This is a genomic window from Sphingopyxis sp. CR5, from assembly GCF_059693785.1.
This window is the reverse complement of the sequence record NZ_JCATIE010000001.1, coordinates 519,865-544,629: the sequence shown is the minus strand read 5'-3', so window position 1 is coordinate 544,629 and position 24,765 is coordinate 519,865. Positions and strand designations below refer to the sequence as shown.

Below are 24,765 nucleotides of genomic sequence, written 5' to 3'. Positions count from 1 at the left end.
CCAGCGAAAATTGAGAGATTGTGTCCAGCCCATGCGAGCACCCGATCCGCCCCCTCCGCTCGTAGCGTGTCCGTATCAGACGATTTCTCTTGCGGCTGGGCAAGCGTGTGTTATGTGGGAATCGCAAAAGGCGGAGGTTGCACGCAACCTCCGCCCCTTGGTTGGAAATTGGCGTTGGCGCGCCACTTCCAGTCGGGGTGAGGAGTACTCCACGCCCGCTTACAAGCGCGTTGTTACTCCTCAGTTTGCATTTTTGCAAACTCCAAGGAGTGAATAACATGCAGTATACGACCAAATCCCACATAGGGACCCGCGCAGCCACTGGTACGGCCTGCCCCGAAAGTGGCATCTGGAAGGTCGAGGGTACGCCTTCCACGACCGCTCCGATTGCCAAGGGCAACCGCATGCCGCCCTACAGCGGCAAGGCCGTTGTCTGGGTGCTGATTCAGTACGCCTAATCGAAGGGCGGGCAGAAATGCCCGCCCTTCTTTTTTGAGGAGCGCGCAATGCCCTATTTTTCTTCATCAGCAATCCGCGCGGCGGAATACAATCCGGCCAGCCACACCTTGGCGATCACGTTCACCAGCGGTCGTACCTACGACTACTATGGGGTGCCGCAGTATATCTATAACGGTCTGCTGGCGGCTCCGTCGAAGGGCGAATACTTCAACGACAATATCCGTGACCAGTACGGGTATCGCTAATCGATAGGCCGCATGGATGCCGGATCAAGTCCGGGATGACGAGGGAGGGTGGGCCGTCCACCCCCAAGACCCACCCCCCAAAAAAGCCCTTTCCTACACGTTCCTTTTATGTTCCAAACTGGCGGATGAGCCATATTGCCCCCATCCCCTCGCCCGGCGCGGTGCCCTCGCCCGCCGCCGACCCCGCCGCCACCCCCGCGCTCGACGCGCACGGGCATGATCCCGCCGCCTATGAGTGGGTGCCGGTGCTGCGCAAGCGGCGCAAGGATGGCTGGTCGCCCGACAAGCAGCGCGCCTTTATCGAGGCGCTTGCCGATACCGGATCGGTCGCCACCGCGGCGCAGCGCGTCGATATGTCCGAATCCTCCGCCTATCGCCTGCGCCGGTCCCCCGGCGCCGAGGCGTTCGATCGGGCCTGGTCGGCGGCGATCGACGCCGCGGCCAAGAAATTGCTCGACGCCGCCTTCGAACGCGCGCTCGTCGGCACCGACGAACCGGTGTTCGACCGCGACGGCAACCGCGTCGGCCGCCGCTTTCGCCAGAGCGACCGGCTGCTGATGTTCCTGCTGCGCGCCTATGGCCCCGATTGTTTTCGCGGCAACGCGGCGGCCGGACGGACCGATCCCGCGCCCGTCGCGGTGGCCGAGGCGCTGGTCCATCTGCACCCCGCCCCGCCCGCCGCCCCCGAAGCATTGCTGGCGCCCGCCGATCTGGCGGTGGCGCTGGAGGTGGCCGATCTGTGCGACGGCGCGCTCCCGCCCTGGCATAGCGACGACCGCGACGACGCCGGTCCGCGCACCCCCGGCGGCGGCGATGCGCAGGGCGCACGAGGCTGAACTTTACTGAACTTTGGCCTCGCCGGGTCGAGCGCCCGGGCCGGGCAATCCGGCGCCGATCCCCGCCGAACCGATCGCGCGCGGGCGGGCGTCCCTCAATGCAGCGTTTGCGACAGCGGGACCGGGCGCCCGATCGCGAACAGGACCGCGCCGCGCACCGCCTCGGCCGGACCCTCGAGCATGTAGAGCTTCGCCAGCTCGCGCGTCGTTTCGCTGTCGTCGTCGACCACCAGCCGCAGCGAGCCGAGCCCCATCCAGTTGCGCGTCACCACGACGTCGCGGATATTGGCGAGCGGCCACGACCGGTCGGCGCCGCGATAGAGGCGCACCCCGTCGTGGCGCAGATAGCGGCGACGCAGCGCGAACACGCGCGCGAAGTCGAAGGTCGCATAGGCAAGGATCGCGACGATCAGAGGGCCCGTCAGCGGTCCGAGCAACCGGTAGAAGCCGCTCGCCGCAAAGCCGCCGCCCCAGACCAGCTCCCACAGCGCCCAGACGAGCCCCGCCGCCGCCGCGCCCGCCCAGGCGAGCACCGGCGCCGTGCGCAGCCGTCCCACCACCATCGCTTTCGATCGCCCCGCGTCCATCGCGCCTACATAGTCGCCCGCGCGCGCCGCGCCACCCCGCGCGCGTTCCGGCCGGGCCGGGTTGCGTAACACTCCGCCTTACTGTATTATATCAGCATTACAGTAAATGGAGGCCGCGCCATGCCCTTTCTCGCCCTCGCCGCCGCCGCGCTTGCCGCGGCCCCCGCGCCCGCCGCACCGCCCGCGGACGCGATGCCTCGGGGCGACGATCTCGAGCAGCGGATCGCCGACTTGGACGCGCGCCTGTTCTGGGCGGGATTCGAAGGGTGCGATCCCGACGCGATGGCGCCGCTGCTCGCGCCCGATTTCCGGATGTATCACGATCTGACCGGCGTCTCGGCGACCGATGCCGACGACATGGTCGCGGGCTTTCGCCGCCAGTGCGACGCGCGCAAGCCGGGGGGCAAGGAGGAAGGCTATAAGAACCGGCGCGAGATCGTGCCGGGCAGCCGCGTGATCCGCCGCATGGGCGACTGGGGCGCGCTCGAAGAGGCCGCGCACATCTTCTTCGAATGGCGCGGCCCCGCCAAGGGCTGGGTGCTCGTCGGCGGCGCGCGCTATATGAACCTGTGGCAATGGCTGCCCGCCGAGCGCCGCTTCGTGCTCAAGCAAAGCTATAGCTACGACCACGCGCCCGCGGCGCCCTATCCCCCCGCCGTCGCGGCGGCGCCTGCGGCGGATTAGGCGCCGGTCCGCACGCTCCCTGCGACCGGCCGCGCCTCGCGCTTTGCCCGACTCCGCGCCGCCATGCTATGCTGGCGGAAGAAAGGAGAAAGCCCATGCAGGCCGTTACCGAAGGCGACCGCCGCAACGAGGTCCGTTCGCTCCTCGAACAGATCCGGACGCACCCCGAACGCGACTGGACGCAGGCGCGGCGGCGGATCGCCACGCTCAACAAGCTGATCGGCGCCGACCGCCGGCCGCACTGACCCGCCGCATCGGCAAATCCGACCGGACAGCGCGCCCGTGCGGCGGGATTCGTCGCAAAATTTCGGCGGCCCGCCGCGTTGCCGCCGTCGCCTCCGAGCACCAGAACCTTCAACAATCCGTTGATTATCATGGATTTTCAAGGAGCGTCCCACATCAACCGCAAAGGCGCCGGCCCGCGCGGAGATGAAACAACTGCGGGTCGCCAGCCGTTTCTCCTGCAACCCGTCCCACGGGACGACCGACAGGAGATTCAGGATGCGCAAGACCATGATCATTCTCGCCGCGGGCACTGCGGCGATCGCTACCCCCGCCCTTGCCCAGCTCGCGGGCGTGACCGGCAATGTCGCCGGCGACGTCGCCGGCCAGGTCAATCCGGGCCAGGCTGTCGGCGACACGGTCGGTGCCGTGACGCAGCCGGTTGGCGACGCCGTCGACCAGGCCGACGATACGGTCAACGGCGCGGTCGACTCCGCGAACTTGAAGCTCGCGACGCACGAGCAGGTGCGCGCCGGCGCCAACGTCAGCGATATGAACGGCAACAGCATCGGCACCGTGCAGAGCATCGACGGCAGTAACGCCGTCGTCGTCAGCGGCGGCGAACTCTACAACGTCCCGCTGTCGGAACTGTACAGCAAGGCCGACGGCACGGCGAGCGACCTCGTCAGCAAGTTGCCGAAGGATTCGCTCGAGCTCCACGCCGCCGCCGATGCGGGCGCGGACGCCGGTGCCGACATGCGTTGATCGCCGACCACCGCATCCCTACCCCGCGATCGCCCCCGATCGCGCACGAAGGCGCCGGGCTCCCCCTCCCCGGCGCCTTTTCGCTTGTCCGCGCGCTACGGCGCGGCATGATCGCTTGTTGATCCAGCGCAACGACTCGCGCGCTGCGTTGCCCCACACCGGGGCATCAGCACAGGAGGCGTCATGTCCGATTCATCCCCCGACCTTGCCGCGGTCCGCGCCGCTCTCGCCGTCCGGCTGGCCGAGTTGCGGACGCGCGGCGCCCGTGTCGAAAGCGACCTCGCCGCGCCCGTCAGCGCCGACACCGACGAGGCGTCGGTCGAACGCGAAGACGACGACGCGCTCGCAGGCGAGGACGCGTTGCTGACCCGCGAAGCCGCTGCGGTCGCCGCGGCGATCGCTCGCGTCGATGCCGGCGACTATGGGCTGTGCACCCGCTGCGGACAGGCGATCGCCCCGGCGCGCCTTGCGGCCCAGCCCGAAGCAGCGCTCTGCATCGCCTGCGCGCGCGAGCTCGGCGCCTAACGCTCCCCCCGGCCGGGGAAACCAGCGCTCGCGTGGACCTCGACCGGCGCCCCGCGCGAGACGGGCACGGCCGCGCGCCCGAACCAGACGTAGCGCGCGGTCGGGCGGGTCAGATCGGCGTCGTAACGCGCGGCGACCCTTGCCGGGTCATAGCCCATCCAGATCAGCGTCGCGGGCAGGATCTGGCTCGTCGAATGCCCCGTGCGCGGCGCATCGGAATAGCGGCGCGCGAGCCGTTCGGGCAGGAATGCGATCAGCGGCACGCGAAATTCGTCGCGCACCGGATCGCGGCTACAGTGCGGCAGCGCCCCGGGCGTCAGATTCTGTCCATGATCGGACGTATAGACGATCGCCACCGCGCCGCGGTCGACCCCGCGCAGCAGGCGGTCGAAAAAGCCCCGTTTCGACCAGGCGAGCGCGGTGCGATACTGAAGCGCCAGCGGCGCGTCGGGCGGCAACGTCCCGGGCGGATAATGGTCGCTATACTGGAAATGCACCCCGCGCAGCACGACGTGGGTAAAGCTGCGGCCGGGCTGTTTCAGTTCGGCATTGAGCCGGTCGGCAATGCGCCGGTCGGTGTCGATCCCGTCCGGCATTTCGACCAGCTCGTCGATCAGCGCGCGCTCGGGCGGAAACAGCAGATTCTGGGGCGCGCCCGACGTCTGCCCGTCGATCAGCCGCGTCCGGTAACCGGCGGCCTTTGCATAGGACCAGATCGACGGCGTGCGGCGCAGGTCGGTCCGCGCGTCGGCGTGGCGGACATCGACGCCTGAGCGCAAGGCGACCTGCGACGGCGCGCTGCAATTGCCCATCGATGCGGCGGTCCCGAAGTCTATGTGCGGAACATGCTCGATCAACGGCGCAATCACGGCGTCAAAGGGGGCCGCGGCGACGCTTTCGTCGACCAGCCAGAGGATGTGGCGCGGCGCGAGAGTGCGGCCCCTGGTCGAGGGCACCCATTCCGGCGCGGCGCGCGGCGGCGGCGGATCGGCGGTCGCGATGTCCCAGCCCAGCGCATAAAGGTTGCGCTCGGCGCTTTCGGGCCAGACATCGACGATGCGGTACACGATGCTCGGCGCGAGCAGCAGGATCGCGATCGCGGCGAACCGCCACCCCGATGCGCGCGGCAACAATCCGCTCCGCCGCGCGGCAAAGCGCGACCCGGCCAACAGCGCGATGGCCGCGAACGCCTGTACGGCGGCCGACAGCAAAGGCGCGGCGAACTCTCCGGCCGCGTGCCCGGCCTGCCGTGCTTCGCCCAGCATCCAGGCCAGCGTCGCGGCGTCGAGCGGCCCGGCAACGGTCTCGCCATACCCCAGGTTCACGAGGATCGACGCCCCGGCCAGGGCCGCCAAGGCGATGAACCAGCGGCGCGGAAGCCACCACAAGGCGATCAGGAACACCGCCGCCTGCGCGGCGAGGAAGGCGAACGCAATGCTCGCGCTCGCCGCATCGTCCGCAGCGAGGCGATAGATCACATCATAGGTCAATTGGAAACGGTTCGCCGCGGCGAACCCCATCGCAAACAGGATCACGCCGGCCAGAAGCCATGGCGGGCCTCGGCGTGCCGAGGGCCCTGTCTTGTTCCCCACCGCTGTCATCGAAATGCAACATAGCGGCAAGCCGTTGATAAATCACGACCCGAGTTGCGAATGGGCGTGCGGGCCCAGCCCGAAGAAAATGGCCCGCCGCGGGTGGGGAACCGGGGCGGGCCAGTTTCAGTGCCGCGGCGCCCTATTGCGCCTTCGGCCCTCTGGTTATTTCAGGCCTATTCGGCTTCCTCGAACATCTCGACCGCATTGGCTGCGGTTGCCGACAGGCGCACCGTGTCGCCGTCGACCGTGGCCACGAGGCCGGCGGGAAGGTAGTGATGCTTTGCGCCCCGGCCGTCCTCGGCCTGCGGGCTGTCGCTCTTCGTCAATTTGATGCGTTCGCCGTCGAGATGATCGACGGTCCCGACATGGACGCCGTCGGCGCCGACGACATTCATATGTTCCTTGATTGCGCTATGGTCGTGCTCGGCCATGATCTTTCTCCTCGCTGCCAAAATCCTTTTACGCGCTTCGGCGCAATTCGATGCATAGCATGCGGCGGGCCGAGTTCGAATCCGGTTGGCCTTGCGCGGCCCGCGCGGCGCGCTAGCGTGAAGCCATGTCGATCCGCCTTGCTCTCGCCGCTCTCGCAACCGCCATCGTCGTACCGCTGCCCGCGCTCGCCTGTTCGCCCGCGCCCGGGTACCGCGTACCGACGAACATCGAACTGACGGCGGAGGCCGACTTGATCCTGCTCGCCCGGGTCGAAGATGGCACACCACCCGGCGGCGACGTCCAGGCCATGCACGTCCGCATTCACCCGATCGCCGCACTGAAGGGCGATATCGCCGATGCGCCGACAATGCTGCCGATCGGTCTCGCCAGCGGCGAATGGGCGGTGCCGAGCAATCCCTACGAACTTCAGCATGCACACCCGATCGCCTATATGGGCGGCTGTTTCCGGTATATGGTCCCGCGCGGCTCGCGGCTGCTCTTCTTCCTCGACCGGCGCGATGGGCAATGGGGTCCCGCCGGCGGCCCGTTCAGTCGCTGGGCAGAGGACGTTTTGACCGACGACGCACCTTGGCTGCGAGCGGTGCGCTTCTATCTCGAAGTGCAAGCCCTGCCCGAGAACCGGCGCGCAGACGCGCTCTCGGAGCGGCGCGACGCACTGAGATCGCATACCGGCGATCCGGTCGCGCAGCTTCTGGCCGACGACATCGACCGTCAGCTTGCCGGCCCGAACGAGCCGCTGCGCGCCGAGTTGCCGCCCGCTCCGACAGACGAGTGAGCCGCCCTCAGCACCAGGGGCGGCGATAGCCTTCCCACCGCCGCGCCAGTCCGGCCGAGACCAGCGTCGTCGCGACGCTGTCTCCCCCGCGGGTGACGATGCGCAGCTTGCGGCCGTACCGGTCGCTGTCGCGCTCGATCCGCTGCAGGCTGAAGGGGCCGGCGTTGAGCCACGTCTGCAACCGGTCGGTTGCCGCACGTCCCAGCCTCGCTTCTTCGGCGCAGCGCGGCGGATGCGTTTCGGGCGTGTCGATGTCGGCGATGCGATATTTCTCCCCCGCGAACCAGAAGGTGTCGCCGTCGACGACGCAGTCGCGACCCCCGCCGCTGTGGCAAAAGCCGAAGTGCGCCGACAACGCATCCGCCCCCGACGCCTCCGCAAACCGGGCTGGATCGTGTCCAGCCGGGACCGCCGCGGGATACCATTGGAGCCAGCCGAACGTCGCCAGAAAGCCGCCAAGAAACGTCAGTCGCAGCCAGCCAGCGAGCCCCGTATCGGTGCGGGCGCGGCGCATCGGACGCCGCGCTCGATATCGCGGCCGAAGGCCGTGCCGCGGTGAAAGGAAAGAGGGATCGGCCATCGGGCCGGCCATGCCACCCTTCCCTTACCGAAACCCCAACGACCGTGACCGAAATGCCGGCTTCCGGCGATAAGCCGATCCGCTGCGACGCCATTTTGATCGAGGTCAATGTCGCCCCGCCGTCCGTGCTTCAAAGGGGGCGAACCGAACCGCAGGAGGTCCGCCATGCCGATCGAATTGATGCAAGCACCCGTCGTGATTTTCGGGCTGATGATGGTCAGCTTCATGCTGATCCTCGGCCCGCTGGCGATTTTCGACGCGGTCCGCGACCGGCGCGGATCCTGAACCCGCCCGCACCGGGACCGGCATCGACCAGCCGTACGCTTAAGGCCCGGCCTCTATGACCGCGCGTCCGGTTCAGGGCGCGCCGCGTGGTTCGTCGTCTTCGATCCCGCCGGGGCCAAGCTCGCCATCCTCGTCATCGTCGCTGCGCTCGCCGCGATAGGCATCCATGTCGATGCGGCCCGAATGGTCCATCTGGCGCATGTGGTCGACCAGATCCTGCGCATCGTCGGTTTCGCCGCGCGCGGGGGTTTTGTCGGAGTCTTCGAGCGCGCGTTCGGTCCGGGCGTCCTCGGCGACACTTTGCGCCTGTGCCGGGTCGTCGCGCTGTTCGCGGTTGATCGCCTCGGGCGCGTCGGGATTCCGGGGATCGGCTGCGCGGGGCGTGCGATTGTCGTCGGTCATCGGGGGGCTCCTTTCGTCTGCCTCCCCAACGCACGGGCGACCCGCGCGGTTGCTCAGGCGGCGTCCGCCAGCACCTTGCGCTCGATCACCCGGATGAAGACTTCGGGGTCCTGCGCCCCGGGAACGAGCATGCGTCCATCGAGGATGAACGCGGGCACGCCGGTGATATTCTGGTCGGTCCAATAGGCTTCTTCGACCCGCACCATTTCGGCATAATCGTCGCTCGCCAAAATTGCCGCGGCGCGCGCGCTGTCGAGCCCGACGGAGGCCGCGACATCGGCGAGTATGCCGTGGTCGCTCACATCGCGATTGTCTGTGAAGTGTGCGCGAAACAACGCCAGCTTCAACGCGGTCTGCACCCCCGTCGCCGCCGCCTGATCGGTGCTCTCGAGTGCCCCCGCCCACGTGAGCAGGCGATGCGCGTCGAAGCTGTTGCGCATACGAAAGGCCGGCCCGCGATTGAAGGTAAAGCCCAGATCCGCCGCGACCGCCGCCATCTTGCCGCTGTTGGCGCGCGACTGGTCGACGGTGATGCCATATTTGCGCCGGACATGGTCGGCGGCGTCCTCGCCCTCGGGCGGCATGTCGGGGTTCAGCTCGAACGGGTGCCATTGCACCCGGAAATCGAGCCGACCGGCGAAGTGCGCCATCACCTTTTGAAAGCGCAGCCAGCCGATGATGCACCAAGGACACATCACGTCGGATACGATATCGACCGAGAGCCGTGGCATCGCAGGATCGCTCATGTCAAAACTCCTCGTGCGCCACGGCTTCACGGGCGCGTTCAATCGGGCGGCGAGCGCCGGTCCTTGCCCTTGCGCCGGTCGCCCTTGCGGTGTTCCGGCCCGGTATAATCGGGATCGTCGGCCACGCGCCGGTCCTTTTTCCGCCGGTCGGCGTCGCGCTTGTCCTGGTCCATCGGCATCGTCGTTCCTCCCCACTCAAAGGACATCAGATGCGACCCGATATACAGTAGCTCACACTATAGGGTAAAACACAAGCTATCCACGATCCGCCACGCTGCCCCCCGCACTCACGCAGCGGCGGGCCGCGACAGGATGCGCCAGCTTGCGAGCATCAACAGCGTCGAGAGCGCCTCGACGATCATGGCCTGCACAATGCCCCCGTTGACGAGATCGCCGCTGGCGATACCGATCAATCGCCCCACCAGCGCCGTCCCGTAAAGTGCCGCGGGCACCAGCAGCGCCCCGCGCCACGCCGGCAGCAACGCGCCGATCGCGGCGCCGGCCGCGGCGACGAGGAAAAAGGCCGACAGGTCGGCCCGCACCGTATTCGCCGCCGCACCCTCGACCCCGATGCCGAAGGTGGCGGTATAGCTCGACGGATCGATCAGTCCGCGAATACCGACGATAAAGAAAAGCGCCGCCCACAACAGTATGGCGCCGCGCAAAACCCAATTGACCATGATGTCCCTCCCTGTTGCGGGAAGGCTGCGTCATCGGCGCGCAAGATTCAATCTATTCCGTCGACGGGCCTGCAAATGTTTCTTCGATCCAGCCGCCGCCGAGCACGCGACTCGGTTCCGCCGCATCATAGAGTACGGCCGCCTGTCCCGGCGCAACGCCATATTCGGGGGCCGCGAACACCAGCCGATCGCCCTCCATGTGCGCGGGCACCGGCTTTGCCATGCTGCGCACCTTCGCCAGCACCGACCGCCGCTCGACGCCGGCAAGCCAGTTCGCCTCGCCGAGCCGGGCCGCCGACACCGCGAGCGCGCGCCGCGGCCCGACGACCACGCGCTTCGTATCCGCTTCGAGGCGTACGACATAAAGCGGTTCGGCCTGGCCACCGATGTCGATTCCGCGCCGCTGGCCGACGGTATAGTGGATCAACCCCTTGTGCACGCCGAGCACCGTGCCATCGACATGGACGATGTCGCCCCGGTCCTCGGCGTCGGGCCGCAGCTTGCGCACCAGACCGGCATAATCGCCGTCGGGGACGAAACAGATATCCTGGCTGTCGGGCTTGGCCGCGACGCCCAGACCCAGATCGCGTGCGATTTCGCGCACCGCGCTCTTTTCCATCCCGCCGAGCGGGAAGCGCAGGAAATCGAGTTGCTCTCGCGTCGTCGCGAACAGGAAATAACTCTGGTCCCGCGCCGGATCCACCGCGCGGTGCAGTTCGGCCCCCGCCGGGCCCGTCGCGCGCCGGACATAGTGGCCGGTCGCGAGGCAGTCGGCGCCAAGGTCGCGCGCGAGCTGGAACAAGTCGGTGAACTTCACCCCCATGTTGCAGCGCACGCACGGAATCGGCGTCCGCCCCGCGAGATATTCGTCGGCGAACTGGTCGATCACCGTATCGCGAAAGCGGCTTTCGTGGTCATAGACATGATGCGCGAAGCCCAACCGGTCGGCGACCGCGCGCGCGTCGCGAATATCCTGCCCGGCGCAACAGGCACCGACGCGCTTCGCCTTGGCGCCGTGGTCATAGAGCTGGAGCGTGACCCCGATCACCTCTGCGCCCGAGCGCGCGGCGAGCGCGGCGACGACGCTCGAATCGACGCCGCCGGACATGGCGACGACGATTCGCCGATCCTTCATCGGTTCGGCGAGCTGGAAATCGCCGAGTCGCGCGGGGGCAAGGAGAGTTGTCATCGTGGCGGCCATCTAGGGACGATGGTCGCCAAATGCCAGCTTTTCGGGGCTTTCGTCAAAATATTGACGCGTCTTAAGCTTCGCTAACGAGTGCTGAAACAGGCATTTACGGGACTTTAGGCGCTTGGCGCTAGACCAGCCTGCATGAACCTTGCCGCGTCCAACCTTCCGCGCCTCGACCGCGCTGCCAGCCTGTCGGAGCCCGGCTTCGACATCATCCTGGCGGTGTCGAGCGCGCGACAGGCCGCCTTGCCGACCGTGCGCCTGTTGCGCGCACGGGCGCATCGCGATTCGCACGCGGCAAGCGTTAACGCACTATGCGAAATGCTGAGCGGAAATGCGGGTGGGGCCCGTTCCGTCGACCCGGGGCCGGCCCGCTTCTTCGATCTGTCCGATCGGGAAACCGGTCTGTCCGAAACCATGAACAGCCCGTTTACCAGAGGGTTTCAGCCGATGTTGAACCCCTCTCATATAGACCAGCGGCTGTCGGTCGAACCGATCCCCCCCGTCGAAGACTATATGGAATGACTATGATCGAGAACCAGAAAATCCGCCCCGCCCAGGTCATCGGGCCACTCGGCGAGCCGCTGACGCTCGATTCGCTGCCGCCGCCCACCACCACGCGCTGGGTCGTGCGCCGCAAGGCCGAGGTGGTTGCCGCGGTCAACGGCGGCCTGCTCACGGTGGACGAAGCCTGCGAACGCTATGGCCTCAGCCTCGAGGAGTTCGCGAGTTGGCAGCGATCGATCGATCGCAGCGGTATGCCGGGCCTGCGCGTCACGCGTATCCAGCACTATCGCGATCTCTATGAGCGCCAGCAGCGTTTCTGAGCATCGCTCAACATATCTTCGAAAGAGGGCGCTTCGGCGCCTTCTTTTTTCCCCGGCGCGCGAAGCCGGACACCAGGCCACAGAAATAATCTAGCCTATCCAGCAATTTGACGATTTTGTTGCAACCCCCGGGTTCACCCCGCGTTAAGGCCGGGAGTAATCAAGGGAGACACTCAAATGCGCAAGATTATCATTACCCTTTCCGCCGCTTCGGCGCTCGCGCTGGGCGCCTGCCAGAGCCCGCAAGCCGACCAGGTCGAGGATCAGGCCGAAGCCCAAGCCGACGCTATCGACGCTCAGGCTGACGCCATGCCCGAAGGCCCGGCGCAGGACGCGATGGAAGAGAAGGCTGACAAGGTCGAAGAAATGGGCGAGGAAAAAGCCAACCAGATGGACGATAATGGCGAAATCGCCCCGTCCGAGAGCGGTATGGGCGACACCCAGACCAAGCAATAAGCCTTTCCTCTCCGATACGAACAAATGGGCGTCGGTGGCCAGTCCCCGGCGCCCTTTTTCGTGCTTCTACGCGCCGGCGTCGAGGGTCCGGAAGACGTCCTGCACCCCGCGCGCCGCCCGGTCGCAGCGCAGCGCCTCGACACCTGCCGCAACGTCGAGCCGATATTCGGCGACCCCCGCCGATTCCCGAGCCCAGCGCGCCGCAAGCGCGCGTACCAATCGTACCGCGGCCCTGTTCTCTGACAGGATATGCACATCGAGTTCGGCGATCCCCTCGGCTCGGCACTGGATCAGCAGCGCGGCGGACATCATCCGCGCCAGGCCCTGCCCGTGAAAGGCATCGACCACCGCGACCGAATATTCGCCGATGGGACCGTCGGCGCGGTGCCGCACCGCATGGACCGCCCCGATCGCCGGCCGGCCTTCGCATTCGGTGCAGATCGCACCCCAAGCGATATGATCGTGCCCGTCGACGTCGACGAGCCGCTCCACGACATGGTCGGGCGGCATCGGGGCGGGAGAGAAAAAGCGCAGATAGCGCGATTCCGCCGACAGGGTCGCGATGCCGGCGCGGAGCAGCGGCTCGTCGTCGCGCGAGATCGCGCGCAGGCACACGGCGGTACCGTCGTTCAGGACGCTGTGCACTTCGATACCGCCGAGCGGTGGAGCCGCCTTGGTCGCCATCGCCCTTTCTCCGGCCGTCCGCTATAATCGATGGGATAGAGCCGCGACGCTGCGGGAACAAGGGCAGGAGGGAGGAACGATGGCCAATACGTCATGGGAGCGGCGCCGGCTGTTGCTGGCAGCCCTGGCGGCAACGATGCTTCCGTCGGCGGCAGCTATCCCCTCGAGGCGAGAGCGCACCGGTTTCGGCATCCAGCTCTGGATGGTGAAGGATATTCTGGCCAGCGATCCCGCCGCCACCTTGAACGCAATCGCCCGGGCGGGCTTCACGTCGGTCGAATTGGCCGGTTGGCCGCACACCGACCGCGCGGCCTTCGCCAAACTGCTTGCCGACACCGGCCTGACCTGCCGCTGCGCCCATCTACCGATCCTGCTAGCCAATGATGACGAATTGCCGAGACTTCTGGACGAGGCCTCCGCCTTCGGCCTCACCCACCTGTTCGCCCCCGTACCGGGCTTTCCCCAAGCCAAAGATCTACCAGCGGAGCAGCGCGCGGCGGCCCTCTTCGCACGCTCGCTCTCCACCGACGATTGGCGCTGGAATGCGGAGCGGCTCAACATCGTCGCCGATCGCGCCGCAACGCACGGCCTCGCGGTCGGCTATCACAACCACAACATCGAATTTGCCACCCTGGACGACGGGACGACACCGTTCGCCCTGCTGCTGGCGCATAGCGACCCGGCGAAAGTGCATTTCGAACTCGACGTGGGCCATGTGATGCTCGCCGGCGCCGATCCATTCGCCCTCCTGGCCGATCATCCCGGCCGCTTCCGCGCCGCGCATCTTAAACAATGGCAGCGTCCGTTCGTGCCGCGAACCCGACTCGACCTCCCTGCGTCGAGCGATTTCGATACCGGTTTCGACTGGTCGCGCTGGCTGGACGCCGCGCAAGACGCGGGCATCGTTCATGTCTTTGCGGAGCGCGACAATCTCCCTGCGGGGGACCAGCTTCGGGCGATGCAGGCCGGACTATTTTTCGGATCGATCCGGCCGCGCGCCGGCTACGGTCAAGGCGCCGGCGCATCCCGCGCCATGGCGCGCGCGTCTGCAAGCGCGGGATAGGTGCGCGGCAGGTCTTCGACAGCGCGGAGCGCCGCCAGGCACGCTACCCCGCTGCGGCGGCTCTCCGCCCTATCGCCGCGCGCCAGGGCGATCCGCGCCGCCAGGCAATGCAGCCGCGCCCGCCACGGATGTCCGCCGGCAAGGCCGCTGCGGTTCATGGCGACTTCGGCCCGCTTCCTTTCGCGGTCGGCTTCGCCGGGGTTGCCGAGCGCAGCAAGGGTGCGTGCCCAGCGCATGTGGAACCGCACCGCGCGCCCGTCGCGCCCATACAGAACGCGGGCGCCCGTCGCGCGCGCATCGCGCAGCAATGTCGTCGCCCGCTGCGTATCGCCCGCCTGCGCCTCCGCAAGCGCCAGATCGCTGGCGACCTCGAGCGTGTGCAGATGGTCGGCTCCGAACGCGGCGCGATAGCGTGGCAGCAGGCGGCGCAACCGGTCACGCGCCGGCGCCGGCTCGCCGCGCGACAGGTCGGCAAGCGCCATTCCGTATGCCTGCACGTCGGCCGGTGCGGCGCCAGATCCCCCGGCAAAAACAGCCTGCGCCGCGTTGAACTGACGCTCGCCGGCGGCATATTCGCCGATCGATACCAGATAGAGGCCATAATCATCATGCGCCCGGGCCGTCAGCGGGTGGCGCACGCCGTTCAGGGCTTCGCGCATTGCGAGCGTCCGTCGAAACGACGCATCGGCTGCCCCGAAATGAGCAAGTTTCGCGTCGACGAGCGCGGAGAACCATTGGACGTCGACGCGTTCACCCGCCGTCAGCACGGCGTCGTCCGCCGCGACCGCGTCGAGCAAGGTCGCGCTGCGGCCATAGTCTCCGATATCATAGAGCAGCTTCGCCCGCGCCAGCCTTGCGGTCGCGCGCTGCCGCATATTTCCATGTTGCGCGGTACGCTCGGCATGGGCGCACGTCGGTTCGGCAAGCCGCGTGTCGCCCGCGCGGCGCAGGGCATTGCAAAGCGCGATGTCGATCGGCAACGTCTTGGCGTCGTCGTCGCCATGGAGCTGCGCCGCCAGCGTCCGCGCGCGGTCGAGATGGAGCACCGCCTTTTCATGGTCACCCCAGCCGGCATAGGCGTTGGCAATCATGCGATGGACGGTCACGCGCGTCGCCGGGTCGTCGCGCAGGCGCGTGTTCATCGTCGCCGCGGCGCGTTCGACCGCACGATGCAGCGAGATGTCCCGCTCGGCCAGCGTGGCACCGTCGGCAGGGGCCAGCAGGTCAGACGACAGGAAGGCGACCAGCGCCTCGCTCTCGCGAACCTCCTCATCGGCACGCGTCCGTGCCGCGTGCGCCGCCAGCACCGCCGCGACCGTCATCACGACGCTCGCGGCGAGCGCCGCCATGCCAGCGGTAGTCGCAATCCGCCGGCGGTCGCCGAACAGCCGGCGCCGCCACCGCACCGGGCCACGGCGCCGCAGCGGTTCGACCGCGCCGGTCAGCCGATAACCGCTGCCATAGACGGATTCGATCCGCTGCCCTTCAGGGCCGAGCGCCAGCCGCAAACGACCGATCGCCTTGGTCAGCGAATTTTCGTGAACGATCCGTCCGGCCCAGCCCGCGGCGAGCAGGTCGTCGCGACCGATCGGCTGGCCCGCCCGCGCGAGCAGGGTGGCGAGCAGCGCGGCACATGGCCGGTCGAGCTCGACGCGCTGTCCCTCGACGGTCAGATCACCCGTAGCCGCGTCGAAATCGACGCCGCCGAACCGCCACCGGCCGCTTTCGGTTCCCGCCTCCCCCATGCCCCGGCGCTACCGCAAGGCGCGCCGCGCGTCTATGGCACGGCTCCGCCAGCGTCCTGCGCCAGGTCGGGCAGGATGAAGGCATAAAGCCCCTCGGGCGTGACCGCGACCCCCTGTCCGCCATTCTGCGCGAGCAGGTCGCGCTGCGCCGTCGACGTCAGGATCGTATAGAGATAGAAGGGCGTCACGTCGCCGCGTGCGCGCATCGCCTTGACGAGCTCGATTCCCGCCAGCGGCTCGCCGCCTCGCCCCATGTCGGATATCACGGCATCATATTTATACATGGCGAGGAGCTTCAGCGCGTCGGCGCTCGAGGTCACGTCATAGACCGCGACCTTGTGCGCGACGAAAAAGCGCCGCTCCTCGACATTGTTTTCGGGATGGTCGTCGACCCACAGGATCCGCCCGGTGACGTCCGCCGGTTCGCCGATCTTGAGCGCGTCCTCCCGCGCCGCGGCGCTGCCGCCCTGGCGGTCCCACAGCAACGCGCCCGTCGCCGCCAGCGCGAACAGCAAAAGCAGGATGACGCCGGGCATAAGCCAGCGCCGCCGTCCCGCATCGCGTTCGGCGGCATCCGCCGCGACCGGGACCGCCGCGCCGATGCCCGCGTCGGCATTCAGGCGATAGCCGACGCCATAGATCGCCTCGATCCGCTTGCCGTCCTCGCCCAGCGCCTGACGCAACCGCGCGATCGCCTTGGCGAGCGAATTTTCGTGAACGATGCGGCCGGGCCACCCGGCTTCGAGCAGCCGGTCCTTGTCGACGGCCTCGCCGGTCTTCGCGATAAGCAGCAACAGGATCGAAAGCGCGCTGCGGTCGAGGTCGACCGGCGTCCCAGCGACGCGGGCGACCCCCGCCGCTTCGTCATATTCGAACGCTCCAAAACGCCATATGCCGCGATCCGGCATCCGTCCCCCCTGCGACCCGCCAGCGAGACGTAGCGACGGCGGAGCAGCGACTCCCCCATCCCACGACCCTGCTCATATTTTCGCGAGGCTTTGCGCCAGCGTCAATGTCGAAGATGGACCGAAACAGGACAATTGTTGTCAGAAGTTGTTGGGACGGCGCAATTTTACCTTTGCCGCGAAGGCGGTTGCGGCCTGGCCGGCGGGAGCGGTGCCGCCGAACGACTCCGCTCCCGCGCGCCCTTTTCGCGCGCTGCTAGAAGTTCACCCGCGCGGTCAGGCGGATGTCGCGCCCGGCGAGCGGCGCATAATCCTTCAGGAAGCTCGCATGGCGCCGCGCATCGACGTCGAAGATATTGTTCGCCGACAGCGCGAAGCTCAGCGGGCGGTCGGTGCCCCACGGCCGGAAATTGATCTCGGCATTGACCATCGTATAGCCCTTCGTCGGGGTTTCGAAGGTCGAGATGCGATCCTGGTCGTCGACCCACTCCACCTCGCCGCGCACGTCGATCTTGGTCGAATTGACCGCGAGCCCGCCGAGCAGGCGCAGCGGCGGGATGCGCGGCGCGGCGCCGATGCCGACGATCCGCGCATGGGTATAATCGGCGAGCCCGTCGGCGACGATCTCCGCGTCGCCGAGCTTCGCGAGGGTCAGCGATCCCTGCACCTCGAACCCGTAATAGCGCGCATCGGCCTGGCTGAACTGATAGACGGGAAGCCCGTCCTCGATTTCGCCGGTCAGATCGTCGTAGATGAAGTTCGAGAACCAGGTGTGATAGGCGGAGGCTTCGAACGTATATCCCGTCCCCTGCCCGCGCAGCACGCCCTCGACGCTCCACGCCTTTTCGAGCTTGAAGTCGGGATTGCCGATCTCGAACGCTTCGGTTCCCGCGTGCGGACCGTTGGCGAACAGTTCCTCGGCCGCGGGGGTTCGCTCGGTCCGCGACACGTTGACGCCGAAACGCCAGTCGCCGGCAAGGCGATAGGAGGCGCCGAGCGAGCCCGAGAAGGAGTTTAAGCTGCGGTCGCCGGCAAAGAATTGCGGCTGGTCGGGCGTCGGCTTGGCGCTCAGGCTCGTATGCTCGAACCGGGCGCCCGCTTCGACCTTCAGCCGATCGAGATCGAGCTGCTGCAACGTGAACAGGCCCCATTGCCCGGTGCTGTTCTTGGGCAGGAAGGCTTCCTCGCCCACGACATTGAAGTCGCGGGTATAGAATTGCGCGCCGGTCGCGCCCGACCACACGCCGCGCTTTGCCTGCGTCAGCTCCAGCCGGCCCTCCATGCCCTTGTTGTAAAAGGTCGTGCCGACCGCGCCGTCTTCCTCCAGCTCCGAATGCTGATAGTCGGCATAGCCGTAGCGCAGCTTGATCTTGTCGATCAGGCCGCCGTTCGCATCGACCTCGGCGCGCGCGTCGATGCGGTCCTGTGCCAGGCTGAGCCGCGGGCCTTCCTGCTCCTGGCCCGGTTCGGTCGCAAAGCGGATCGGCACGCCATAAAGGCTGTCGTAATGGCTGTAGGCAATGCCCAGGCTGCCGCCCTCGCCGATATAGGCAATGCCGGCGCCCGCGGTCCACGTCTTCGCGGCGCTGTTGGGCAGCTTGCCGCGCACCGCGGCATTGGCGGCGAAGTCGACCGGCTCTTCCTCGTCGGGATCGACCGGCAATCCGGCCGATTCGAGCGCCTGCGCGCGCAGCTCGGGGGTCAGCGCATAGCCGCCGATCCGCATGTCGTCGGACTTCATATAGCTGCCGTCGGCGTGGACGACGAGATGATCGGTCAGCGGCACGTCGACCGCGCCCGCGACCGAGCGTTCCTTCGCCGCGGTGCCATAGGTCGCGATCGCGCCGACATGCACCGGCTCGTCGGGCACCTCGGTCGGGATGCGCTTGTCGAGCACGTTGACGACACCGCCGATCGCCGACGAACCATAGAGCAGCGACTGCGGTCCGCGCAGCACCTCGATACGGTCGGCAAGCAACGGGTTGACCACGGTCGCATGGTCGGCCGACGTATTCGACACGTCGATCGAGCCTATGCCGTCGGTGAGCACGCGGACGCGCTCGCCCTGCAGGCCGCGCAGCACCGGGCGCGAAGCGCTCGGGCCGAACGAGGTGGCCGACACGCCCGGCGTGCGCGCCAGCGTCTCGCCGATCGAGGGGCGCAGCTTCTGCGTCAGGTCGGCGCCTTCGAGCACCGCGACCCCCGACAGCATGTCCTGCCGTGCGGTCGGCAGTACGCCGGTCACCACGATGTCGCGGCTCGGCTCGGTGTGATAGCTGTCGTCCTGGTCGGCAGCGGTGGCGTCCTGGGCGTGGGAGAGAGTGGCAGCGCCCGTCATCGCGATCATCGCGCAGCCGGCCCGCAGAAGGATCATCCGCATGAATGCTTCCCCTAATATGTTATGATATAAAATAGTATGCGCCCGCCGCCGCAGCGCGACCGGCGAGGGTCCCGCTACGCCTTTCATGCAGATGTTACAACATCACATTGCTCGTTTCGACGCCGCAAAGCCTCGCTTCGTCGCAGCACCCGCGCATCAGGCCGCGCAAATGCGCCCAAAAACCGCGCCGCCACAATTTCCGCGTTCCCACAGAAATCCTATTTGGTTCTCTATATAGGCCTTAACAAACCAAGCGCGAAGCATCCATTCCGCAAGAGATGGGCCGCTGGTTACTAAGCATCATCCCCCATCCGCAGCGCCGCGATGAACGCCTCCTGCGGGATGTTGACGTTGCCATATTCGCGCATCCGCTTTTTGCCTTCTTTCTGCTTTTCCAGCAGCTTCTTCTTGCGGGTCGCGTCGCCGCCGTAGCATTTGGCGGTCACGTCCTTGCGCAGCGCGGCGATGGTTTCGCGGGCGATCACTTTCCCGCCGATCGCGGCCTGGATCGGGATCTTGAACATGTGGCGCGGGATCAGGTCCTTCAGCCGCTCGCACATGCCACGGCCGCGAGCCTCGGCGCTCGCGCGGTGGACGATCATGGAGAGCGCGTCGACCGGCTCGTTGTTGACGAGGATGCTCATCTTGACGAGGTCGCCGGGGCGGTGGCCGATCTGGTGATAGTCGAAACTGGCATAACCGCGGCTGATGCTCTTCAGCCGGTCATAGAAATCGAACACCACCTCGTTGAGCGGCAGTTCATAGGTGATCTGCGCGCGGCCGCCCACGTACGTCAGGTTCTTCTGGATGCCGCGGCGGTCCTGGCACAGCTTCAGGATCGGCCCCAGATAATCGTCGGGGACATAGATCACCGCCTCGATCCACGGCTCCTCGATCTCCTCGATGCGGTTCGGGTCGGGCATGTCGGCGGGGTTGTGCAGCTCCATCTCGGTCGGGCCGCCCTCCTTCGACCGCGCGAGCTTCAGCTTGTAGACCACCGACGGCGCGGTGGTGATCAGGTCGAGGTCATATTCGCGGGTCAGCCGCTCCTGGATGATCTCGAGGTGGAGGAGGCCCAGGAAGCCGCAGCGAAAGCCGAAGCCCAGCGCGGCGCTCGTCTCCATCTCGAAGCTGAACGACGCGTCGTTGAGGCGCAGCTTGTGGATGCTCTCGCGCAGCTTCTCGAAGTCGTTGGCGTCGGTCGGGAACAGGCCGCAGAAGACGACGGGCTGGGCTTCCTTGAACCCCGACAGCGGCGCCGCGGCGGGCTTTTTCGCGTCGGTCACCGTATCGCCGACGCGCGCCTGCGCGACGTCCTTGATCTGCGCGGTGATGAAGCCGATCTCGCCCGGGCCGATTTCGGTGAGGTCGGTGCGCTTGGGCGTGAAACAGCCGACGCGGTCGATCAGGTGGGTGGTCCCCGCCTGCATGAACTTGATCTGCTGCCCCTTTTTCAGGGTCCCGTCCATCACGCGGACGAGGATGACGACGCCCAGATAGGGGTCGTACCAGCTGTCGACGAGCATCGCGACCAGCGGCGCCGCGGCGTCGCCCTTTGGCGGCGGGATCTTGGCGACGATGGCCTCCAGCGTCTCCTCGATGCCGATCCCCGACTTGGCGCTGGTCAGCACCGCGTCGTCGGCTGGCAAGCCGATGATATCCTCGATCTCGGCCTTCACCTTGTCGACGTCGGCTGCGGGCAGGTCGATCTTGTTGATGACGGGGACGATCTCGTGGTCGTGCTCAATCGACTGATAGACGTTGGCGAGCGTCTGTGCCTCGACCCCCTGCGCCGCGTCGACGACGAGCAGCGCGCCCTCGCACGCGGCCAATGACCGCGACACTTCATAGGCGAAGTCGACGTGGCCGGGGGTGTCCATCAGGTTGAGCTGATAGGTCTCGCCGTCCTTCGCGGTATAGGACAGGCGCACCGTCTGCGCCTTGATCGTGATCCCGCGCTCTTTCTCGATGTCCATATTATCAAGGACTTGTGCCGACATCTCGCGCTCGGTCAGCCCGCCGGTGAACTGGATCAGCCGGTCGGCCAGCGTCGATTTCCCATGATCGATATGGGCGATAATGCTGAAATTGCGGATATGCGAGAGAGGAGTCGTCATCGCGCGCCGTTAGCAGGCGAAAGCGCGGCTGTCAGCAAGGAGTGGATGCCGCGGCCCGCGCGAGGCGATTTCGTCCAAAGTTCAGTAAAGGTCAGCCTTGTGCGCGTCCTTTCCCTGGCGGGTCCGCCGCCCTGAAAAGCCGGCGGTTTCCGGCGAATCAGCGAGCGAGCCGAAAGGATGCCACGGCCGGGGGCGTGTAGGACAGAGGTTTTTCGCGTGGGGACGCGGCGCGCGCGGAGGGGCTTGCCCCGGTTCGCGATGGTCGCCACTGTGGGCTGACGCAAGCGCGACGCATCGGGGGCGAAAAGACGAATGGATATTGCGGCTTATCTGGACGAGGTGCGCGCGCAGTTCGAGAGCGGGCACGCGACCGAGCACAGCTATCGCCCCGCGCTGTTCCGCCTGTTTCAGAGCATCGACCCGGCCATCACGGTGGTCAACGAACCAAAGCGCGGCGATGCGGGCATGGTGGACTTCCTGTTCGAACGCGACGGCGTGCCGTTCGGCTGGGCCGAGGCCAAGGACATCGACAAGGATGTCATCAAGCTGAAGGGTTATTCGATCGAACAGCGCAAGCGCTATGAAAAGGCCTATCCCAACCTGATCTATACCAACGGCGTCGATTTCGAATTCATTCGCGACGGCGCACAGGTCCATTTCGTCTCGATCGCCGATTTCCTGACGGAACTGCACCCCCTGCCCGAACGGTTCGAGGAACTGGAACGGCAATTGCGCCTGTTCGCCGAAGTGAAGCCGATCAGCATCCGGTCGGCAGCGAAGCTGGCAGAAATGATGGCGGCGAAAGCGGCGATCATCAAGGACGAGATCGGGATCGCGCTGGCCGACGAAGCCGAGGCGCGCAAGGGGCTGGAGGGACAGTATAAGAGCTTCAAGGCGAACCTGCTGCCCAATCTGACCCCGGACGAATTTGCCGACATTTATGCCGAAACCATCACTTATGGCATGTTCGCGGCGCGATTCCACGACGATGATCTGGACACGTTCAGCCGGCAGGAAGCGATGGACGACCTGCCCGCGTCCAATCCGTTCCTGAAAGGCCTGTTCGAATATATCGCCGGCCCCGCGCTGCCCAAGCGCCTGACCTATATCGTGGACGATCTGGTCGCGGTGATGCGCGCGAGCGACCCGCATTCGCTGTTCGAGAAATATGGCCAGTTCACCGCGCGCAACGACCCCTTCATCCATTTCTACGAAGACTTTCTGGCGGCCTATAACCCCAAGAAGCGCAAGAGCCGGGGCGTATGGTACACGCCCGAACCGGTGGTCGATTTCATTGTCCGCGCGGTCGATGACGTGTTGAAAAGCGAATTCGGGCTGGCCGACGGACTGGCCGACACCAGCAAGGTGACGGTCGATTGGGACACGGGCAGCAACGACCCCAGGACGGGCAAGGCGGTCACGATCAAGAAGGAGGTCCACAAGGTCCAGATTCTGGACCCGGCGACGGGGACGGGGACCTTTCTGGCGAAGGCGGTGCAACTGATTTCGGACCGGGTGAAGGCGCGCGCGCCGGGCAAATGGTCGGGCTATGTCGAGCAGGATCTGCTGCCGCGCCTGCACGGCTTCGAGTTGCTGATGGCGAGTTACGCCATGTGCCACATGAAGCTGGACATGCAGTTAGAGCAGACGGGTTACAAGCCGAGCGCCAACCCGCCGCGCCTGTCGGTGTGGCTGACCAATGCACTGGAACCCGCCGAACGCGAAGTGCGCGACCTGTTCTTCGCGCCGCTCGCCGAGGAAGCGCGCGGGGCGAGCGAGGTGAAGCGCCAAACGCCGATCATGTGCGTGATTGGGAATCCGCCTTATTCGGGCGTTTCGCAAAATATGGGCGAATGGATCACCAGCTTGATCGACGACTATAAATATGTCGCTGGAGAGCATTTCGGCGAGCGCAAGCATTGGCTGCACGACGATTACGTCAAGTTCATCCGGATGGCCGAACACACGATAGCCCAAAATCCGTCCGGCGGTATTCTCGGCTTCATCACTAATCACGGCTATCTTGACAACCCCACCTTTCGCGGAATGCGCTGGCACCTGCTGACCAGTTTCGACAAGATCTGGGTGCTCGACCTTCACGGCAACGCCAAAAAACAACGCACGGGACCTGACGGCAGCCCGGACAAAAATGTATTCGATATCATGCAGGGCGTGGCGATCATTATCGCCGTCAAGCACGGGGTGCCGAAAGGAAAACCTGCCCTAGCCGCCGTCCAGTACGGCGAACGGTGGGGATCGCGAGCATCTAAGACCGACGCGTTGTGGTCTGGTCATCTGGCCGATCTGACGCCGACGCCGATCCCGCCGAAAGAACCACAATTTGTCTTCGTCAATCGCAGCTATGAGAATGAAGACCAGTACGCAGCGGGGTTTTCCGTCGTCGATCTTATGTCAGTCAACGTCACCGGCATCGTATCGATGGGTGACGGTTTCGCAATCGCTGAAACGTCCCGCGAGGTACAATCAAACATCGACTATCTCCTGAACCCTGAACGTAGCGCGACCGAGATCAAGACGCGCTTCGGATTAGGAAAGAATTACGCGGATTGGGTCATAGAAAGCCGGACGCAACTTGTGTTCGACGCGGCACGGGTGCTGCCGATCGCATATCGTCCGTTCGATACTCGCTGGACATATTTCGACAATCGCGTGCTTTGGCGGTGGCGAGAAGGTGTCATGCGACAACTCTGCCAACCAAACATGGCGATGGCAGTTTGTCGACAGGGTGTAGGCACCAACTGGGCTAATGCGTTCATCACCAACCTGATCGGCGACGACAGTTTCGTGTCGAACCGGTCCAAGGAGCGAGGCTATTTCGCACCGCTATATCTCTACCCGGAAGAAGGGATGCTTGATCGGACCGTCCGAACCAACCTCGACCTCAACCTCTACACCGCTATCTGCTCGGCCGCCGACATCGACCCCGCCGACCAAGCCGACCCCGATGACGACTTCCGCGCCGCCACCGGCGATGCCCGCCCGAGCGAGGTCAAGGTTTTCGACTATATCTATGGCGTGCTGCATGCGCCCAACTATCGCGAGACCTATGCCGAGTTTCTGAAGATCGATTTTCCGCGCATTCCTTATCCCAAGTCGCCCGAGGTATTTCGCCATGTCAGCGAGAAGGGCGAGGCGCTGCGACGGTTGCACCTGATGGAAGCGGCAGCGATCGGCGAGGCGCCCTATCGTTATGACGGCGACGGCGACGATGGGGTGGCGAGCGGCTTTCCGAAGTGGGAGAAGAGCGGGACTCCGGATCGGGTCCGGGATGACGCGGGTGGGTCGACTTCGCTCGACACGAACGGGGTATTGGGCCGGGTGTTCATTAACAAGGACCAGTATTTCGAAGACGTGCCCGAGATCGCGTGGAACTTCCATATCGGCGGCTATCAGCCGGCGCAGAAATGGCTGAAAGACCGGCGGGGACGAGCGCTGTCGTGGGATGAGATCGGCCATTATCAGAAGATCGTCAAAATCCTGATCGAAACCGATCGGATCATGCGCGAGATCGAATTGCCGCTGGATTGAACGGCAAC

Annotated in this window: 27 protein-coding genes; 13 read left to right on the top strand and 14 right to left on the bottom strand. The window is 66.1% G+C overall.

All coding sequences use genetic code 11. The annotated features are described in order from the left end of the window. The first annotated feature begins 278 nt into the window (after positions 1 to 278). The 3 genes from AC58D2_RS02610 (at position 279) to AC58D2_RS02600 (ending at position 1,540) form a co-directional block, all read left to right on the top strand. Complete coding sequence (locus AC58D2_RS02610; RefSeq protein ID WP_497387072.1) at positions 279 to 458, top strand: hypothetical protein; 180 nt, start codon at positions 279 to 281, stop codon at positions 456 to 458. Between the two features lie 48 nt (positions 459 to 506). Next, the gene (locus tag AC58D2_RS02605) at positions 507 to 704 is read left to right on the top strand and encodes a KTSC domain-containing protein (protein ID WP_497387070.1); all 198 of its coding nucleotides are present in this window, start codon (positions 507 to 509) and stop codon (positions 702 to 704) included. A 125-nt stretch (positions 705 to 829) separates the two neighbouring features. Beyond that, positions 830 to 1,540: a hypothetical protein gene (locus AC58D2_RS02600; protein WP_497387068.1), complete on the top strand. Its 711-nt coding sequence runs from the start codon at positions 830 to 832 to the stop codon at positions 1,538 to 1,540. A 95-nt stretch (positions 1,541 to 1,635) separates the two neighbouring features. On the opposite strand, the gene AC58D2_RS02595 is transcribed toward AC58D2_RS02600, so the two are convergent. Further along, positions 1,636 to 2,199 carry a hypothetical protein gene (locus AC58D2_RS02595; protein WP_497387066.1) on the bottom strand — a complete coding sequence of 188 codons (564 nt, stop codon included), beginning with the start codon at positions 2,197 to 2,199 and terminating at the stop codon, positions 1,636 to 1,638. Between the two features lie 48 nt (positions 2,200 to 2,247). Between AC58D2_RS02595 and AC58D2_RS02590 the strand changes: the two genes are divergently transcribed. The 4 genes from AC58D2_RS02590 (at position 2,248) to AC58D2_RS02575 (ending at position 4,323) form a co-directional block, all read left to right on the top strand. Continuing rightward, positions 2,248 to 2,811 (top strand): DUF4440 domain-containing protein, encoded by a 564-nt coding sequence (locus tag AC58D2_RS02590; protein WP_497387064.1) that lies wholly within the window; start codon positions 2,248 to 2,250, stop codon positions 2,809 to 2,811. A 95-nt stretch (positions 2,812 to 2,906) separates the two neighbouring features. After that, positions 2,907 to 3,056, top strand: a complete 150-nt coding sequence (locus tag AC58D2_RS02585) for a hypothetical protein (RefSeq protein WP_497387062.1) — start codon at positions 2,907 to 2,909, stop codon at positions 3,054 to 3,056. Between the two features lie 256 nt (positions 3,057 to 3,312). Next, positions 3,313 to 3,798: a hypothetical protein gene (locus tag AC58D2_RS02580; protein WP_497387060.1), complete on the top strand. Its 486-nt coding sequence runs from the start codon at positions 3,313 to 3,315 to the stop codon at positions 3,796 to 3,798. Between the two features lie 183 nt (positions 3,799 to 3,981). Further along, on the top strand, positions 3,982 to 4,323 hold the full coding sequence (locus AC58D2_RS02575) for a TraR/DksA C4-type zinc finger protein (RefSeq protein WP_497387058.1): 342 nt from the start codon (positions 3,982 to 3,984) through the stop codon (positions 4,321 to 4,323). Here AC58D2_RS02575 and AC58D2_RS02570 read toward each other — a convergent pair. Next, the gene (locus AC58D2_RS02570) at positions 4,320 to 5,858 is read right to left on the bottom strand and encodes a sulfatase-like hydrolase/transferase (protein WP_497387056.1); all 1,539 of its coding nucleotides are present in this window, start codon (positions 5,856 to 5,858) and stop codon (positions 4,320 to 4,322) included. The genes AC58D2_RS02575 and AC58D2_RS02570 overlap by 4 nt on opposite strands. Positions 5,859 to 6,091: 233 nt before the next feature. Continuing rightward, complete coding sequence (locus AC58D2_RS02565; RefSeq protein WP_497387054.1) at positions 6,092 to 6,349, bottom strand: DUF2171 domain-containing protein; 258 nt, start codon at positions 6,347 to 6,349, stop codon at positions 6,092 to 6,094. A 125-nt stretch (positions 6,350 to 6,474) separates the two neighbouring features. On the opposite strand from AC58D2_RS02565, the gene AC58D2_RS02560 reads away from it, so the two are divergent. Further along, positions 6,475 to 7,146, top strand: coding sequence for a hypothetical protein (locus AC58D2_RS02560; protein ID WP_497387052.1), 672 nt, complete (start codon positions 6,475 to 6,477; stop codon positions 7,144 to 7,146). 7 nt (positions 7,147 to 7,153) lie between these two features. On the opposite strand, the gene AC58D2_RS02555 is transcribed toward AC58D2_RS02560, so the two are convergent. The 6 genes from AC58D2_RS02555 to mnmA all read right to left on the bottom strand — a co-directional run bounded on the left by AC58D2_RS02555 (position 7,154) and on the right by mnmA (position 11,028). Continuing rightward, positions 7,154 to 7,660, bottom strand: coding sequence for a thermonuclease family protein (locus tag AC58D2_RS02555; protein ID WP_497387050.1), 507 nt, complete (start codon positions 7,658 to 7,660; stop codon positions 7,154 to 7,156). A 423-nt stretch (positions 7,661 to 8,083) separates the two neighbouring features. After that, positions 8,084 to 8,413, bottom strand: a complete 330-nt coding sequence (locus tag AC58D2_RS02550) for a hypothetical protein (protein WP_497387048.1) — start codon at positions 8,411 to 8,413, stop codon at positions 8,084 to 8,086. Positions 8,414 to 8,466: 53 nt separating this feature from the next. Beyond that, positions 8,467 to 9,159 carry a DsbA family oxidoreductase gene (locus AC58D2_RS02545; protein WP_497387046.1) on the bottom strand — a complete coding sequence of 231 codons (693 nt, stop codon included), beginning with the start codon at positions 9,157 to 9,159 and terminating at the stop codon, positions 8,467 to 8,469. Between the two features lie 38 nt (positions 9,160 to 9,197). After that, complete coding sequence (locus AC58D2_RS02540) at positions 9,198 to 9,338, bottom strand: hypothetical protein (RefSeq protein WP_497387044.1); 141 nt, start codon at positions 9,336 to 9,338, stop codon at positions 9,198 to 9,200. A 108-nt stretch (positions 9,339 to 9,446) separates the two neighbouring features. After that, the gene (locus AC58D2_RS02535) at positions 9,447 to 9,839 is read right to left on the bottom strand and encodes a hypothetical protein (protein ID WP_497387042.1); all 393 of its coding nucleotides are present in this window, start codon (positions 9,837 to 9,839) and stop codon (positions 9,447 to 9,449) included. 52 nt (positions 9,840 to 9,891) lie between these two features. Continuing rightward, complete coding sequence (gene mnmA / locus AC58D2_RS02530; RefSeq protein ID WP_497387040.1) at positions 9,892 to 11,028, bottom strand: tRNA 2-thiouridine(34) synthase MnmA; 1,137 nt, start codon at positions 11,026 to 11,028, stop codon at positions 9,892 to 9,894. 144 nt (positions 11,029 to 11,172) lie between these two features. On the opposite strand from mnmA, the gene AC58D2_RS02525 reads away from it, so the two are divergent. From AC58D2_RS02525 to AC58D2_RS02515, 3 genes are all read left to right on the top strand, one after another. Next, complete coding sequence (locus AC58D2_RS02525) at positions 11,173 to 11,556, top strand: hypothetical protein (RefSeq protein WP_497387038.1); 384 nt, start codon at positions 11,173 to 11,175, stop codon at positions 11,554 to 11,556. A gap of 2 nt (positions 11,557 to 11,558) precedes the next feature. Continuing rightward, entirely contained in the window at positions 11,559 to 11,858 is a 300-nt protein-coding gene (gene sciP / locus AC58D2_RS02520) for a CtrA inhibitor SciP (RefSeq protein ID WP_497387036.1), read from the top strand. A 177-nt stretch (positions 11,859 to 12,035) separates the two neighbouring features. Beyond that, positions 12,036 to 12,314 carry a hypothetical protein gene (locus AC58D2_RS02515; protein WP_497387034.1) on the top strand — a complete coding sequence of 93 codons (279 nt, stop codon included), beginning with the start codon at positions 12,036 to 12,038 and terminating at the stop codon, positions 12,312 to 12,314. A 66-nt stretch (positions 12,315 to 12,380) separates the two neighbouring features. Here AC58D2_RS02515 and AC58D2_RS02510 read toward each other — a convergent pair whose 3' ends face one another. Beyond that, positions 12,381 to 12,998 (bottom strand): GNAT family N-acetyltransferase, encoded by a 618-nt coding sequence (locus tag AC58D2_RS02510; RefSeq protein ID WP_497387032.1) that lies wholly within the window; start codon positions 12,996 to 12,998, stop codon positions 12,381 to 12,383. A gap of 79 nt (positions 12,999 to 13,077) precedes the next feature. On the opposite strand from AC58D2_RS02510, the gene AC58D2_RS02505 reads away from it, so the two are divergent. Next, on the top strand, positions 13,078 to 14,061 hold the full coding sequence (locus AC58D2_RS02505; RefSeq protein ID WP_497387030.1) for a sugar phosphate isomerase/epimerase family protein: 984 nt from the start codon (positions 13,078 to 13,080) through the stop codon (positions 14,059 to 14,061). Here AC58D2_RS02505 and AC58D2_RS02500 read toward each other — a convergent pair. The 4 genes from AC58D2_RS02500 to lepA all read right to left on the bottom strand — a co-directional run bounded on the left by AC58D2_RS02500 (position 14,007) and on the right by lepA (position 21,208). After that, positions 14,007 to 15,806 (bottom strand): winged helix-turn-helix domain-containing protein, encoded by a 1,800-nt coding sequence (locus tag AC58D2_RS02500; protein WP_497387028.1) that lies wholly within the window; start codon positions 15,804 to 15,806, stop codon positions 14,007 to 14,009. The genes AC58D2_RS02505 and AC58D2_RS02500 overlap by 55 nt on opposite strands. Positions 15,807 to 15,838: 32 nt before the next feature. After that, entirely contained in the window at positions 15,839 to 16,714 is an 876-nt protein-coding gene (locus AC58D2_RS02495) for a winged helix-turn-helix domain-containing protein (protein ID WP_497387026.1), read from the bottom strand. A gap of 253 nt (positions 16,715 to 16,967) precedes the next feature. Further along, entirely contained in the window at positions 16,968 to 19,091 is a 2,124-nt protein-coding gene (locus AC58D2_RS02490) for a TonB-dependent receptor (protein ID WP_497387024.1), read from the bottom strand. A 293-nt stretch (positions 19,092 to 19,384) separates the two neighbouring features. Beyond that, positions 19,385 to 21,208 (bottom strand): translation elongation factor 4, encoded by a 1,824-nt coding sequence (lepA, locus tag AC58D2_RS02485; RefSeq protein WP_497387022.1) that lies wholly within the window; start codon positions 21,206 to 21,208, stop codon positions 19,385 to 19,387. A 312-nt stretch (positions 21,209 to 21,520) separates the two neighbouring features. On the opposite strand from lepA, the gene AC58D2_RS02480 reads away from it, so the two are divergent. Then, on the top strand, positions 21,521 to 24,757 hold the full coding sequence (locus AC58D2_RS02480) for a type ISP restriction/modification enzyme (RefSeq protein WP_494227934.1): 3,237 nt from the start codon (positions 21,521 to 21,523) through the stop codon (positions 24,755 to 24,757). Positions 24,758 to 24,765: the final 8 nt, after the last annotated feature.

Bases quoted from the DNA above. Each gene is read 5' to 3' on its own strand.
- mnmA (WP_497387040.1), bottom strand. From the start codon at position 11,028: ATGACAACTCTCCTTGCCCCCGCGCGACTCGGCGATTTCCAGCTCGCC.
- AC58D2_RS02505 (WP_497387030.1), top strand. From the start codon at position 13,078: ATGGCCAATACGTCATGGGAGCGGCGCCGGCTGTTGCTGGCAGCCCTG.
- AC58D2_RS02550 (WP_497387048.1), bottom strand. From the start codon at position 8,413: ATGACCGACGACAATCGCACGCCCCGCGCAGCCGATCCCCGGAATCCC.
- AC58D2_RS02480 (WP_494227934.1), top strand. From the start codon at position 21,521: ATGGATATTGCGGCTTATCTGGACGAGGTGCGCGCGCAGTTCGAGAGC.
- AC58D2_RS02490 (WP_497387024.1), bottom strand. From the start codon at position 19,091: ATGCGGATGATCCTTCTGCGGGCCGGCTGCGCGATGATCGCGATGACG.
- AC58D2_RS02580 (WP_497387060.1), top strand. From the start codon at position 3,313: ATGCGCAAGACCATGATCATTCTCGCCGCGGGCACTGCGGCGATCGCT.
- AC58D2_RS02560 (WP_497387052.1), top strand. From the start codon at position 6,475: ATGTCGATCCGCCTTGCTCTCGCCGCTCTCGCAACCGCCATCGTCGTA.
- AC58D2_RS02540 (WP_497387044.1), bottom strand. From the start codon at position 9,338: ATGCCGATGGACCAGGACAAGCGCGACGCCGACCGGCGGAAAAAGGAC.
- AC58D2_RS02565 (WP_497387054.1), bottom strand. From the start codon at position 6,349: ATGGCCGAGCACGACCATAGCGCAATCAAGGAACATATGAATGTCGTC.
- AC58D2_RS02535 (WP_497387042.1), bottom strand. From the start codon at position 9,839: ATGGTCAATTGGGTTTTGCGCGGCGCCATACTGTTGTGGGCGGCGCTT.
- AC58D2_RS02515 (WP_497387034.1), top strand. From the start codon at position 12,036: ATGCGCAAGATTATCATTACCCTTTCCGCCGCTTCGGCGCTCGCGCTG.
- AC58D2_RS02575 (WP_497387058.1), top strand. From the start codon at position 3,982: ATGTCCGATTCATCCCCCGACCTTGCCGCGGTCCGCGCCGCTCTCGCC.
- sciP (WP_497387036.1), top strand. From the start codon at position 11,559: ATGATCGAGAACCAGAAAATCCGCCCCGCCCAGGTCATCGGGCCACTC.
- AC58D2_RS02585 (WP_497387062.1), top strand. From the start codon at position 2,907: ATGCAGGCCGTTACCGAAGGCGACCGCCGCAACGAGGTCCGTTCGCTC.
- AC58D2_RS02545 (WP_497387046.1), bottom strand. From the start codon at position 9,159: ATGAGCGATCCTGCGATGCCACGGCTCTCGGTCGATATCGTATCCGAC.
- AC58D2_RS02510 (WP_497387032.1), bottom strand. From the start codon at position 12,998: ATGGCGACCAAGGCGGCTCCACCGCTCGGCGGTATCGAAGTGCACAGC.
- AC58D2_RS02605 (WP_497387070.1), top strand. From the start codon at position 507: ATGCCCTATTTTTCTTCATCAGCAATCCGCGCGGCGGAATACAATCCG.
- AC58D2_RS02600 (WP_497387068.1), top strand. From the start codon at position 830: ATGAGCCATATTGCCCCCATCCCCTCGCCCGGCGCGGTGCCCTCGCCC.
- AC58D2_RS02590 (WP_497387064.1), top strand. From the start codon at position 2,248: ATGCCCTTTCTCGCCCTCGCCGCCGCCGCGCTTGCCGCGGCCCCCGCG.
- AC58D2_RS02610 (WP_497387072.1), top strand. From the start codon at position 279: ATGCAGTATACGACCAAATCCCACATAGGGACCCGCGCAGCCACTGGT.
- AC58D2_RS02495 (WP_497387026.1), bottom strand. From the start codon at position 16,714: ATGCCGGATCGCGGCATATGGCGTTTTGGAGCGTTCGAATATGACGAA.
- lepA (WP_497387022.1), bottom strand. From the start codon at position 21,208: ATGACGACTCCTCTCTCGCATATCCGCAATTTCAGCATTATCGCCCAT.
- AC58D2_RS02555 (WP_497387050.1), bottom strand. From the start codon at position 7,660: ATGCGCCGCGCCCGCACCGATACGGGGCTCGCTGGCTGGCTGCGACTG.
- AC58D2_RS02525 (WP_497387038.1), top strand. From the start codon at position 11,173: ATGAACCTTGCCGCGTCCAACCTTCCGCGCCTCGACCGCGCTGCCAGC.
- AC58D2_RS02500 (WP_497387028.1), bottom strand. From the start codon at position 15,806: ATGGGGGAGGCGGGAACCGAAAGCGGCCGGTGGCGGTTCGGCGGCGTC.